This window comes from Nesterenkonia alkaliphila, from assembly GCF_009758175.1.
Classification (GTDB): Bacteria; Actinomycetota; Actinomycetes; order Actinomycetales; family Micrococcaceae; genus Nesterenkonia; species Nesterenkonia alkaliphila.
This window is the reverse complement of the sequence record NZ_WRPM01000046.1, coordinates 57,458-70,637: the sequence shown is the minus strand read 5'-3', so window position 1 is coordinate 70,637 and position 13,180 is coordinate 57,458. Positions and strand designations below refer to the sequence as shown.

At 64.3% G+C, this 13,180-nt stretch carries 11 protein-coding genes; 4 read left to right on the top strand and 7 right to left on the bottom strand.

Translation table 11 applies throughout. The features are described from left to right. Window positions 1–31: 31 nt before the first annotated feature. Window positions 32–817, top strand: coding sequence for a queuosine precursor transporter (locus GNZ21_RS06740; protein WP_157322632.1), 786 nt, complete (start codon window positions 32–34; stop codon window positions 815–817). Window positions 818–819: 2 nt separating this feature from the next. Further along, window positions 820–1,692 (top strand): DNA-methyltransferase, encoded by an 873-nt coding sequence (locus tag GNZ21_RS06735; protein WP_157322630.1) that lies wholly within the window; start codon window positions 820–822, stop codon window positions 1,690–1,692. A gap of 106 nt (window positions 1,693–1,798) precedes the next feature. On the opposite strand, the gene purM is transcribed toward GNZ21_RS06735, so the two are convergent. From purM to GNZ21_RS06710, 5 genes are read right to left on the bottom strand one after another with little or no spacing between them, the layout of a single operon-like run. Next, window positions 1,799–2,950 (bottom strand): phosphoribosylformylglycinamidine cyclo-ligase, encoded by a 1,152-nt coding sequence (gene purM / locus GNZ21_RS06730; protein WP_157322628.1) that lies wholly within the window; start codon window positions 2,948–2,950, stop codon window positions 1,799–1,801. Next, on the bottom strand, window positions 2,947–4,629 hold the full coding sequence (gene purF, locus GNZ21_RS06725; RefSeq protein WP_157322626.1) for an amidophosphoribosyltransferase: 1,683 nt from the start codon (window positions 4,627–4,629) through the stop codon (window positions 2,947–2,949). Before purF ends, purM begins: the two co-directional genes overlap by 4 nt. Window positions 4,630–4,633: 4 nt before the next feature. Then, a complete protein-coding gene (locus GNZ21_RS06720) occupies window positions 4,634–4,915 on the bottom strand; it encodes a hypothetical protein (RefSeq protein ID WP_157322624.1) in 282 nt (93 codons plus the stop codon). Between the two features lie 9 nt (window positions 4,916–4,924). Then, window positions 4,925–6,466, bottom strand: coding sequence for a glycerol kinase GlpK (glpK, locus tag GNZ21_RS06715; protein ID WP_157322622.1), 1,542 nt, complete (start codon window positions 6,464–6,466; stop codon window positions 4,925–4,927). 2 nt (window positions 6,467–6,468) lie between these two features. After that, entirely contained in the window at window positions 6,469–8,274 is a 1,806-nt protein-coding gene (locus tag GNZ21_RS06710) for a glycerol-3-phosphate dehydrogenase/oxidase (protein WP_157322620.1), read from the bottom strand. A 110-nt stretch (window positions 8,275–8,384) separates the two neighbouring features. Between GNZ21_RS06710 and GNZ21_RS06705 the strand changes: the two genes are divergently transcribed. Further along, complete coding sequence (locus GNZ21_RS06705) at window positions 8,385–9,359, top strand: sugar-binding transcriptional regulator (protein ID WP_157322618.1); 975 nt, start codon at window positions 8,385–8,387, stop codon at window positions 9,357–9,359. Between the two features lie 201 nt (window positions 9,360–9,560). After that, complete coding sequence (locus tag GNZ21_RS06700; protein ID WP_157322617.1) at window positions 9,561–11,390, top strand: alpha/beta hydrolase; 1,830 nt, start codon at window positions 9,561–9,563, stop codon at window positions 11,388–11,390. Window positions 11,391–11,426: 36 nt separating this feature from the next. Here the strand turns inward: GNZ21_RS06700 and GNZ21_RS06695 are convergent, their stop codons facing one another. Together GNZ21_RS06695 and GNZ21_RS06690 are read right to left on the bottom strand one after the other, a co-directional pair. Then, the gene (locus GNZ21_RS06695) at window positions 11,427–11,798 is read right to left on the bottom strand and encodes a sterol carrier family protein (protein WP_157322615.1); all 372 of its coding nucleotides are present in this window, start codon (window positions 11,796–11,798) and stop codon (window positions 11,427–11,429) included. Window positions 11,799–11,904: 106 nt separating this feature from the next. Further along, the gene (locus GNZ21_RS06690) at window positions 11,905–12,918 is read right to left on the bottom strand and encodes an asparaginase (RefSeq protein ID WP_157322613.1); all 1,014 of its coding nucleotides are present in this window, start codon (window positions 12,916–12,918) and stop codon (window positions 11,905–11,907) included. Window positions 12,919–13,180 lie beyond the last annotated feature (262 nt).

Here is a 13,180-nt window from a genome sequence, read left to right as displayed (position 1 = left end):
ACCCCTGAACCCCCGTTGAGAGGACACTCCTATGACCACGCCCGATAACGGATCTGGGCAGGGGTCCGCAGCCGCTGCGGCCCCCGGAGAAACCCACAGCCCACGTTTTGCCAGCATCGGCAGTCAGTACTATGCGATCCTCGTCTCGCTGCTGACAGCCTTCTACCTCATCTCCAATATCGCCGCCACCAAACAGATGTCTTTCAATCTGTGCTTCACCGACTGGGTGGTGGACGGCGGGGTCTTCCTGTTCCCACTGACCTACCTGCTGGGTGGGATCATCACCGAGATCTACGGCTTCCGGGCCGCCTTCCGGGCGGTGCTCATCGGCTTCGCCGCGATGGTGGTCGGAGCGGTGGTCTTCGGCCTGGTCACCGCCTCCCCACCGGTGGGTGATGCCCACAACCAGGAGGCCTTCGAGGTGCTCTTCGGCTGGGACGGGGTCTACGTGCGCATCCTGATCGCCTCGCTGATGGCCTTTGTGGCCGGACAGCTGATGAACGCCTATATCATCAGCTGGATCAAAACCCGGTTCGGCGAATCAAACCTCTGGGCACGGCTGATGTCCTCCACCGTGTTCGGCCAGATTGTGGACACCTTCATCTTCGGTCTCATCGCCTTCACCACCTTCCCACTGTTCCTCAACGTGCTGCCGGGTGTGGACCTCTTCCCGCTGATGGGCTGGGGGGAGTTCTGGAACTACTTCATCTTCGGCGTGATCTATAAGTGCCTGATCGAATGGGTGCTGCTGCCGATCACCTACGCCGTGGTGGGGATGCTCAAGCGGCGCGAACCCAGCTACCGGCGAGCCGCCTGAGCATGAGTTCTCGGCTGTGGGCGCCCGGTGGCCCGAACACTGTGATCGAAGGCGACAACCTCCCAGTGCTGGAGCAGCTGCCGGAGGCGGCCTTCCAGATGATCTACCTCGATCCGCCGTTCAACACCGGGCGCACCCAGCGCCGGCAGACCATCACCACAGTGCGCTCCCAGGAGGGCGACCGGGTGGGCTTCAAGGGCCGCAGCTACCAGACCCTCAAAGGCACTCTGAGCGCCTATGACGATTCCTTCGCCGACTACTGGGAGTTCCTGGCCCCACGGCTGGAGCAGGCCTGGCGGCTGCTGGCTGAGACCGGCACGCTGTATCTGCACCTGGACTACCGGGAGGTGCACTACGCCAAAGTTCTGCTGGACGCCCTCTTCGGCCGGGAGTGCTTCCTCAACGAGATCATCTGGGCCTATGACTACGGGGCGCGCAGCACCCGGAAATGGCCCACTAAGCACGACACCATCCTGGTCTACGTGAAGGACCCCAAGCGCTACTGGTTCAACAGCCAGGAGGTGGACCGGGAGCCCTATATGGCCCCTGGCCTGGTCACCCCGGAGAAGGCCGCCCGGGGCAAGCTGCCCACAGATGTCTGGTGGCACACCATCGTCTCACCCAATGGCAGGGAGAAGACCGGCTATCCCACCCAGAAGCCGCTGGGCATCATCCGCCGCATGCTGGCAGCCTCCTCCCGGCCCGGGGACTGGGTGCTGGACTTCTTCTCCGGATCCGGCACTCTGGGTGTGGCCGCCGCGGAGCTGGGGCGCCGTTACCTGCTCATCGACCAGAACCCGGAGGCCATCGCGGTGATGCGCCGCCGCTTGGGGGCAGGGCAGAACGAGGCCACACCCCAGTTCCTCCAGGCGTAGTCAGGAGGAATCAGCCGGCGCTGCCCAGGTAGAGGAGCATGGCACCTTCGACCTGTGACCCCTTCTTGGGAGTCCAGCGTGGGCCAGAAACCGCTCCGGCTGGCGCCTATGCGTAGCGGCCGGTGAGCAGCACTCCGCCGCCGTCTACACCCTTGGCGCCCTGCACAAAGTCCTGGCCAGCATCAGCCACATCCTCTGGCGAGTACTCGCTGATAGTGCCCATCACCCAGGAATGCTGGCCGGCGGTATTGAGACGTTCGACGACGCCCTCGGCAGCCTCCGCTGCCACCACCGCGATCATGCCCACCCCCAGGTTCAAGGTGCGCTCCAGGTCAGCCTGTGGAACCCGGCCCAGATCAGCCATCACGGTGAAGACCTCAGGCCAGGCCCAGGTGGAACGGTCCACGGTGGCCAGCAGCCCGCTGGGCAGCACCCGGGCCAGATTGGCGGCCATACCGCCGCCGGTGACATGGCTGAACCCACGGATGGGTGCATCAGGGGAGACCTCAGTCACCGCCGGATCCCCGTTGAAGTGCGTCACCAGATCCAGGCAGGGCGCGGTGTAGAGCTTAGTGGGCTCCAGCAGCTCCTCACCCAGGGTGCGTCCGAACTCCGGAACCTCGCGGCTGAAGGCCCAGCCGGCCTCCCGGACAATGCGCCGCACCAGCGAATAGCCGTTGGAGTGGATGCCCGAGGAGGCCATCCCGATCACCACATCACCAGAGCGGACCCGTTCCGGTCCCAGCACCGCAGAGGCATCCACCACTCCGGTGGCTGCCCCGGCGACGTCGTACTCGTGTTCACCGAGCAGTCCGGGGTGCTCAGCGGTCTCCCCGCCAACCAGGGCTGTGCCTGCCTCGGCAGTAGCCTTGGCGATCCCGGAGACGATCGCAGCGATCCGGGTCGGCTCCACCTTGCCGCAGGCAATGTAGTCGGTCATGAACAGCGGTTTGGCACCGGCGACCACAATGTCATCGACCACCATGCCCACCAGGTCGTAGCCGATGGTGTCGTGGATATCCATCGCCTGAGCGATTGCTACCTTGGTGCCCACCCCGTCGGTGGAGGTGGCCAGCAGCGGCCGCGGCAGCCGCTTGAGCTCAGAGGCGTCGTAGAGCCCGGCGAAGCCCCCGAAGCCGCCCACCACCTGTGGGGTGTGGGTGGCCTCGATATGAGCCTTCATCAGCTCTACGGCACGGTCGCCGGCCTCCACATCCACTCCCGCGGAGGCATAGGTGATAGGTGAGCTGCCGCTCATCGGGGTGCTCCCGTCGTCGTGGCCTGCGCTGCCCCTGCCGCCTCGGCACCGGTGCTAGACGTCAGGGGCCCAGTCGTGGTTTCCAATACGCCGCTGCTGGCACTGCCGGTGACCGTCTCCTCGCGCAGTGGCGGTTCGGACTCATCGAGCTCGAACTCGGAATCGGGGCCCGGCTCGCAGCCGGTCTGCATACGGCGGTGCGGCATCCCGGGCAGCAGCGGCTGCTCCAGCAGCATCTTGCCGCGGCGCTCATCCGGCGGCAGCTCGATGGGGTACTTCCCGGAGAAGCAGGCGGTGCAGAGCGTAGAGCGGGGCTGGCCGGTGGCGGCGATCATACCCTCCTCGCTGATGTAGGCCAGCGAGTCGGCGCCCACCGCAGCGGTGATCTCCTCGATGGTGGCACCGTTGGCGATCAGTTCGGCGCGGGTGGCGAAGTCGATTCCGTAGAAGCAGGGCCATTTGATGGGCGGGGAGCTGATCTTCACATGCACCTCGGCTGCCCCGGCCTCCTTGAGCATCCGCACGATGGCGCGCTGGGTGTTGCCGCGCACGATCGAATCATCCACCACCACCACCTTCTTGCCGCGCACCACATGCTCCTGCACATTGAGCTTGAGCCGGATGCCCAGTTGGCGCAGAGTCTGACTGGGCTGGATGAAGGTGCGGCCCACGTAGGCGTTCTTGATGAACCCTTGGGCGAAGGGCAGCCCGGAGGCCTCTGCATACCCCACCGCGGCAGGAGTGCCGGACTCGGGCACCGGGATGACGATATCGGCGTCGTGAGCGGCTTCGGAAGCCAGCCGGCGGCCCATCTCCACCCGGGATTCGTAGACACTGCGGCCGTTGATGTTGGCGTCCGGACGGGCCAGGTACACGTACTCGAAGGCGCAGCGGGCCGGAGCCGCCTCGGCGAACCGGTGGGAGCGGACCCCCTCGGCGTCGATTGCGATGAATTCGCCAGGCTCCACCTCGCGGATGATGCTGGCGCCCACAGTGGCCAGGGCGGACTGCTCAGAGGCCACCACCCAGCCGTTGGCCAGCCGGCCCAGTACCAGAGGGCGGACCCCCTGCGGATCGCGGGCGGCGTAGAGCGTGTGCTCATCCATGAACACCAGGCAGAAAGCGCCCTTGAGGGTGGGCAGCAGGGCCAGCGCCTGCTCCTCCAGGGACTCTCCGGACTGGTCCTTCAGCAGTGCGGTGACCAGCGCGGTGTCTGTGGTGTTGCCTTGAGCGAGCTCGCCGAACTTGGCTGCACCGTGCCGTGCCACTACCTGATCGTAGAGGTCTGCGGAGTTGGTCAGATTACCGTTGTGGCCCAGGGCCACAGTCCCGTGCGGGGTGGCCCCGAGCGTCGGCTGAGCATTGGACCACTGATTGCCGCCGGTGGTGGAGTACCGGCAGTGACCGATGGAGATATGCCCGCGCAGGGCGTTCAGGGTGGCCTCGTCAAAGACCTGGGAGACCAGGCCAACATCCTTGTAGACGTGGATGTTGTTGCCGTCAGAGGTGGCGATCCCGGCAGATTCCTGTCCCCGGTGCTGCAGGGCGAAGAGTCCGTAGAAGCTGAGCTTGGCGACTTCCTCGCCGGGGGCCCAGACTCCGAACACCCCGCATTCGTCCTGCGGCAGGGGGTCTTCGTCCAGCAGGTTGTGGTTCAGGCGGCCGTCTGCCCGTGCCATACGCTCAGTGCTCCTCTGCCGGTTCGATGTAGCCCGATGTGGCGCGCTTCCGCAGGATCTTCTCGGTGGCCAGCCACGCACCGGCGGCCAGGGCCAGGGCAGGCAGACAGAGCACCAGGGTCATATAGCCCAGCGAGGCTGGGCGGGAGTAGTTGGGGTCTGCCGGGGTGGTGTAGACCACTAGCACAGCGGCGGTGAAGGCCAGTGCCACGGCACCCACCATGAACGGCATCAGTTTGGGGACTGTGCGAACGCTCACCTTACGGCGGTGCGTACTGGGAGACATAGAGTAAGTCTATTCATCCTCATCCAGCCAGTCGAATGTGCACGAGACGGCCTTCTTCCAGCGGCGCATCCGCCGGTCACGCTCGTCCTGGTCCAGTTGGGGGGACCACCGGCTCTCCTCGATCCAGTTGGCAGTAAGTTCTTCCATCGAGCTCCAGAAACCGACGGCCAACCCCGCGGCGTAGGCGGCACCCAGTGCCGTGGTCTCTGTAACGGAGGGCCGGACAACGTCGACACCGAGGATATCTGCCTGGAACTGCATCAGGGTCTCGTTGACGACCATGCCGCCGTCGACCTTCAGCTCGGTGAGCTCAGTGGCGGAATCTGTATTCATCGCTTCGACCACTTCAGCTGACTGATACGCCACCGACTCCAGGGCAGCCCGGCAGATGTGATTTTGATCGGCGAAGCGGGTGAGACCTGCGATTACTCCGCGGGCATCTGGCCTCCAGTGCGGGGCGAAGAGGCCTGAGAAGGCCGGCACAATATAGACGCCACCGTTGTCCGGTACGCGTTTGGCCTTGGTCTCTACCTCTGGGGCGGAGGAGATGACCTGCAGGGAGTCCCGAAGCCACTGCACCAATGAACCGGTCACCGCGATGGACCCCTCCAAGGCGTAGGCGGGCTTCTGCTCGCCGAGTTGGTACGCCACCGTAGTGAGCAGGCCGTTGTCAGAGAAAAGGATGTCCTCACCGGTGTTCATCAGCATGAAATTCCCGGTGCCGTAGGTGTTCTTGCCCTGTCCCGGGGCGAAGCAGGCTTGGCCGAAGGTAGCCGCCTGCTGGTCGCCCAGAATGCCGGTGATGGGGGTGTCGATGAGCAACGAGTCGGAACGCCCCTTCCCATAGACCTCCGAAGAGGAGCGAATCTCCGGGAGCATTGAGGCAGGGACACCCATTTCCTCGACGATCTCCTGGTCCCACTGCAGGGTCTCGATGTCCATCAACAGCGTCCGGGAGGCGTTGGTGACATCGGTGACATGCACGCCATCGGTGAGATTCCAGATGAGCCAGGAGTCAGTGGTGCCGAACAGCAGGTCGCCGGCCTCTGCCCGCTCCCGAGCGCCATCCACATTGTCCAGGATCCAGCGGATCTTCGGACCCGCGAAGTAGGTGGCCAGAGGCAGTCCGGTGCGGCGCAGGTACCGCTGCATGCCGCCTTCAGCGGCCAGACTGTTGCAGATGTCTTGGGTGCGAGTGTCCTGCCAGACGATGGCCCGGTGCACTGGCTTGCCTGTGTGCCGGTCCCAGACCACCGTGGTCTCGCGCTGGTTGGTGATCCCGACCGCGGCCAGGGAGTGCCGGTTGACGTCGGCATCGGCCAACGCCAGCCCGATAACCTCTCGGGTGTTGCGCAGGATCTCTAGGGGATCGTGCTCCACCCAGCCCGCCTGGGGGAAGATCTGCTGATGCTCCCGCTGACCCGAGGCAACGATCTTGCCGGCATGGTCGAAGACCACTGCTCGGGTTGAGGTGGTGCCTTGGTCGATCGCGAGGACATACTTCTTCTCAGTCTGCCCAGAGGAGCTGTGTGCAGTGGAGATGGAAGTCATCGTCAGACCCTCTCTGCTCGGGCGGTGGTCAGGTCCAAGTAGTCGGGTGCCGCCTCCCGCATGATGCGGGCTGCCTCAGCATCCGAAGTTGACAGCTCGGCGCGCAAATACGCTTCCACATACTCGATATAGACGCGCTTCTCCCCTTCCCGCCGGGCCCCATCCCAGCCCAGCTCCGCTGACACGAGATCGGCAACCTCGTCCAGAGCCGCCAGCCCGCGGTCGGATACCTCGTGGAACAGGCGAGTCCGCCGCTCCAAAAGATCCTGCAAATGCAGGGCGCCCTCATAGCGGGCCGCATAGACGAACTCAGCGCGCAGGTACCCCCCGGCTCCAGTGACTTCCTGAAGCAGGGAGGGGTCCTCCTCGGACAACTCAAGCAGTTCGCCCAGCAGCGCCCCATAACGGTGCAGCAGACGGTCGACGGCCTCCTCTGAGAGCCCGAGCTCTGCGGTAAGTTCGTGTGCCCGGCGCTGCCATTGATCGAAGCCCTGGGCGCCCAGCAGGGGAAGGTATGCGGTGAGTGAGCGGCGCGGGCCGAACCGCTCGGAGGTGACGAAGTCCACGGCATCCTCGGCCATGGACCGGTAGGTGGTGAGCTTGCCGCCGGCTACTGCGCTCAGCCCAGGCGCTATCCGCATGACGGTGTGCTCCCGGGAGATTTTCGCCGAGGATTTCTCATCCGTGGCGACCGGCTGAAGCAGAGGACGCAGCCCTGCCCAGGTGCCGATCACGTCCTCCCGGGTGAGGCGGCTGTGCAGCACCGCATTGGCCTGCGCGAGCACGTAGTCGATATCACCTGCGGTGGGGGCGGGTGAGTCCACCGGCTCATGCCAGGCGGTGTCGGTGGTCCCGATGGCCCAATAGCGGCCCATCGGGATAATAAACAGCACGGATTTTTCTGTCGGACTGATCAGTCCTACGCGCTCTTGGGCCTGGATCCGCTCGGCTGGCACGGTGATGTGGATGCCCTTGGAAGCCAGCACCTTTAGGCCGGCAGGGCTTCTCCCCGGACCCGAGCTGTGGGCGCGGTCCTGCTGCTCCCCGGTCCAAGCACCCGCGGCCAGCATGGTCTCGGCAGCGTGGACGGTGAACTCACGGCCCGTCTCGCGGTCCTTGACAGTCACACCGGCCACCTCCCGCTCGGTGGCGGTTGGACTCTGCTGTGCCTGCCGTATATAGCCGGTCACCTCAGTCTGGGTGGCCACCGAGACCCCCAAGCTGTGTGCGGAGCGGGCTAGGGTGAGTACCAAGCGGGCGTCGTCCACCTGGGCGTCGAAGTACTCCAGCCCGCCGAGGAACTTATCCCCGTCCAGGCCTGGAAACCGCTCGGACAGTCCTTTGCGAGACATATGGCGGTGCAGAGGGGGACGGGTATCCCTACCCCGGGAAGCTCGCAGGGAGAGCCCGTCGTACAGGCTCACACCCGAGCCGATGAATGCCCGGTCCACCAGCGGGCGTGTGAAGGGGAAGACAAAGGGCAGGGGGCGCACCAGGTGGGGGGCAGTACGTGTCATCAGCAGGTTGCGCTCGCGCAGGGCTTCGGCCACCAGCTTGAAGTCCAGCATCTGTAGGTAGCGTAGACCCCCATGGATGAGCTTCGAGGACCGGGAAGAGGTGCCTTGGGCGAGGTCGCGAGCCTCGACCAGCCCCACCCGCAGGCCCCGGGTGGCGGCGTCGAGGGCAGCAGCAGTCCCTACCACCCCGCCGCCGATGACCAGCAGGTCGAGAGGCTTCTGGGCAGTGGTGGACTCCAGCATTTCTAGGGCGCGGGCCCTGGCGGTACGGTCGAGTGGGCGTGGTTGCATAGGACCTCAATTGTCAGGGCCGAAAGTAATACGTTACATATCCCACACCTAAGGTTCGATATTCTCAACGAAGGCGCACGAATGTGCAATAGGGCCTAGGATGGAGGGTCATGAGGGGCTCGTTCCGGGAAAAGGCTGAGTTCACTGCTGCACAGATGTACTACGTGCAGCACCGCACCATGGAGCAGATTGCCCAGCAGATGGGTATCTCGCGTTCGACAGTTTCGCGGCTGCTGCGGGAGGCGCGGGAGCAGGGCATCGTGCGGATCTCGGTACACCCGCCGACGGACCGGGTCAGCGCACTCGAACACAGGATCTCCCAGCTCTACGGGGTGACCGCCCATGTGGCTCAGACCGGGACGCGAGCCTCTGCCGCCGAGCGGACAGAGGCTGTCGCAGTGCTTGCCGCCGCGGTGATCGATGATCTGGTGACGCCTAACACCATTGTCGGCTTGGCCTGGGGTGCCACTGTGACCTCAGTGGTTCGAAGACTGCCTGTTCGGGAGGTGCCAGGAGTGCAGGTGGTGCAGCTGAATGGTGCGGTCAATTCCCAGCCCGAGTTCATGGACTCGCCCTCCGGTATTGACCTCGGTATGGGAGTGGTCGAGCGCTTTGCCGACGCCTATGCGGCCCGCGCTCACCTCTTTGCCGTCCCGGCTTTCTTCGACTATGAGCAGACAAAGCAGGCGCTGTGGCGCGAGCGGTCGACCCGGCGAATCCTCAACCTGCAGCGCCGGGCCTCCCTGGCGGTGTTCGGCGTTGGGACGTTCGCCGGCGGCGCACCCTCCCAGGTGTATTCCGAGGGGTACCTGAGCCGTGAAGACCTTGACCAGCTCAACGCCGAGCGGGTGGTGGGTGATGTGTGCACAGTTTTTCTGCGGGCCGAAGGATCCTGGCGCGATATTGAGCTGAACAGCCGGTGCTCGGGGATGGAGCCTGATGCGTTGGGTCGGATCCCGAGGCGAGTCTGCGTTGCTAATGCCCCACATAAGGTCGGTGCGCTGCGCGGGGTGCTTGCGGCGGGACTGGTGTCGGACCTGGTGCTGGACCAGGCCACGGCGAACGCTCTGACCCACGGTGCCTAACGGCAGATTAGGCAGTTCTGCCGCTGCGTGCCGCTGTTGCACGTCCGTTCATTGGTTTCGTGGACTTGGGTGGCCTGGATCGGCATGAATAGGCTCTGACAGTGGTATTCTGCACGATCGTTCATGCATGTGGCCCGTATCACGTGGGCTAGATACTCTGTCAGCACGAATCACTTTTCACATCGCACAGAGAGGCTACACATGAAGAGCAGAACAAGAACGAGGTGGCTGTGGCTGGCCGTCTCGGTGGTCCTGATGCTGGTCAGCGCCGTGGGCGCTTCCTTTGTCCAGACCTCGGGTGGGGAGGTTGAGGTCAAGGACCTCCGGTGGGAAACCTCGCAGGGAGGAGCGATGAGCGGTCTGCTCTTTGTTCCTGAGGGAGTATCAGGGGAGAACCCTGCACCTGCTGTGGTAGTCAGCCACGGTATGAACAACAACCGAGAGATGCAGGAGGCCAACTACGTTGAGCTCTCCCGCCGCGGATATGTAGTGCTGTCCATGGACATGTACTCCCACGGCTGGTCTGATCCGGTTTCGGATATTGGCACGTTGACCACTGGCATGTACCAGGCGGTGAACAAGGTAGCCGGCCTCGATTACGTGGACGATGAACGAATCGGAATCACTGGCCATTCTATGGGCGGAATATCCAGCAACGTGGCGGTGCAACTCGATGAAGCGATGGGCACCGGTCTTATCTCCGCAGTGCTGATCAACTCCACCGAAGCCGTCTATGCGGACGAAGAGACCGGAGAGTTGGCCAATATCTATGGCGCCCGCGACGTTGGGATCCTGGCTCCACAATACGACGAGTTCTTCTTCGACGATGTTGACGAGCAGGGCAGCGCGACGGCCGCACGTGACTTCATCGATTACGGCAACGCCCAATCTTTCCTGCACTTCGGCGCCGAACCGGAGGATGAGCCCCGCGAGCCAGGCGTCTTCTACTACCAGGAGGTCGACGGGGAGGAAGCGCTGCGGGTGATTTACAACCCCTCGGTCACCCACCCAGGGGCCCATCACTCCCCGCAGGCTGCCGAGGACACGGTGAACTTCTTCGAAGAAGCGTTGGGCGCACCCAATCCGATCCCCGCAGGGCAGCAGGTATGGCAGATCAAAGCTGTCTTCACTACTCTCGGGCTGATCGGCTTCGGGATGTTCATTGTGGCAGTGACCTCGGTGTTGCTGCGCAGCAGCTTCTTCTCCAGCCTGCGCGTGGCTGACCCAGTGCGCATCCGCTCCGCCGATAGGACCGGGAAGATCTGGTTCTGGTCCACCTTGGTGGCTGGGGCTCTTTTCGCCGGGCTGAGTTACCTGCCCATACTGACGAGCGTTACCGTTGCTGGAGGCGGTTGGGCGCAGATCCAGACCTACGGCATCGGCATGTGGGCTGCGGCTAACGGGCTGTTTGTCCTACTGATGCTGGCTGCCTTCTACTTCTTCTACATCAGGCCGCGCAGCATCAGCCTTGCCGAACGCGGGGTGACGCTCTCCTGGGCCAAAGCTGGAAAGACGGCGGCGCTTGCGGTGGTGGTGACTGCGTTGTCCTTCCTCACGGTGTTTATTGCCGACTACTTCTTCAGCACCGATTTCCGGCTGTGGACGCTTGCGGTGAAGACCTTCCCTGCGGATGTGATTACCACAGCTCTGTTCCCGGCGCTGCCGCTACTGCTCATCTTCTTCATCGTTTCCTCGGTGGCGGCGAACTCGATCAACTTCGTGCGGATCGGCCGTTCGGAGAAGGAGCGGGAGTGGCTGAACACCATGGTGCTGGCGCTGTTCAACATGATCCCTGTTGTGGGGCTGCTCCTGGTGCAGTACATCGGGTTCTACAGCACCGGGTTCCTGCCCTTCGCCGAGGCGAATATACAGACGGTCTGGCTCTATCCCTTCGTGGTGATCCTGCCGGTCAGCACCGTGATCTCCCGCAAGATCTACCGGGAGACGAACAACCCGTACCTGCCGGGGTTGATCAACGGGCTGATCGTCACGTTAATTGCCTCCTCGAACACCGTGACCTGGGCGGCCTAGCCGCCTGGGGCGTCAGGCTGTTGCGGCCTCCTCTTCTCAGATATCCAGGGGGAGGAGGCCGCTAAGGTCGGCTCGGGTGCCGGAGGCTGTGATCCGGCCGGCCTGCTGGGCCTGTTGCCAGGTGAGCTTGCCGGTGCCCAGCTCCAACCAGGTGTTCGGGTCCAGCTCCACTACATTCGGCGGAGTGCCCCGGGTGTGAGTCGGGCCTGCGATGCACTGGGTGACCCCATAGGGCGGGACCCTCACCTCCACGGCGTTTCCGGGGGCGCGCTCGGCTAACTCCTCCAGCAGGTACCGCACGGCTGTGGCGAGTCTGCGGCGATCAGGTGTGCTGGCGGCGTCGTACTGGTCTGCCCAGGCGCTGAGGGCCTGCTGCCCAATCTGGTGCGTGATGCGTCGCTTTGCCATGTCTCTTTCTGATTGTCAGGGGGTTTCCGGAAGATCGGCAGTTCATGAGGTGCCGATCTTCCGATAAGTGCCTGATTTCTGAGGTGCGGAGCCCGCCGCCGAGGTTTTACAGCGTTTGGGTGACTTGCTCAGAGAGCCGCAGCTCTCCGGCGGGCAGATCCTCTGCGCCACCGGTGATCGGTTTGACCAGAATGGTGAGCACCCGCTGCAGATCGTCCAGATCGATGGCTCCGGCCCCGGCCAGCAGGCTCAGCGCCACCAGGTGGTTGGCCCGTGCCGAGCCGTCCAAGGTCTTCACTGCGGCGGTGGTGCCGTCCGGGGCCGCCACCACCAGCACGCCCTCCGCGCCGGACTTGGCCAGCAGGCCCAGCTGCTCCATGACCACGGTGTCGGACTCGCCCTCCCCGCGGACTGCCCAGGGGTAGTCCAGCATGGCCTGCGCCACGGTGAAGGCATGCACCTCAGCATCCCGGCGGGACAATGACCAGGCCAGTTTCCCCATTCCGCGGGCCAGGCCGGTCAGGCTCATCGCGGCAGCCGGAGCCCCGCAGCCGTCTATCCCCACTGCGGTGGGCTGTTCGCCGCAGTACTCGGCATAGACCTCGTTGATGGTCCGCTGGAGAGGATGCTCAGGCTCAGTGTAGGTGGCCAGCCGCCAGCCCTGAGTGCGGGCGGCGGCCAGGAAGGCTGCATGCTTGCCGGAGCAGTTGAAGGCCAGTTTAGTCTTGGGCCTTCCGGCCTCCAGGTGGGCCTGCAGATCCTTGGTGCGCGCCGGATAGGCCTCAGGGCACTTCAGGTCGCTTTCCTCCAGCCGCTCCTTGGCCAGCGTTGCCGCCGCCAGGTCCTGGTGCCGCGGCGAGCCCACATGGGATCCGCAGGCCAGCGCCACCGCCTCCGGGCTGATCAGTGCCCCGGAGCGCAGCGAGGCCACTGCCTGGAGGGGCTTCAGTGCCGAGCGGGGAAAAGTGACTGCCTCCGGTAGGCCCAGGGAGCGGATCACGGTGCCCTCCGGTCCCACCAGCACCGCTGAACCCACATGCCGGGACTCCGCGATCCCAGCCCGGGTCACCACTGCCAGTTCCGCGGACTCTGATGCTGCTGCTGTCTGCACACTGCTCATACCTCCAGCCTATGCCGATCGGGGCCTAACCTCCGGCTGCCTGCACGTTCGGGGACAACTCAGAGGTTGCCATGTGAAGCACATCACAATAGGATCGATGCTCAGGCATGCGGAAAACGTTTGCCAGCGGTTTGCCTCCGGAGTTATTCGCACCGACCGCTCCACTCCACGCGATGAAGGCTATCTATGTCTACGCAACGATCACATGGGAAGAACGCCAGGAGAGAGAAGCCCGGAGGAGGTGTTCGCCGACGCTTCCGCC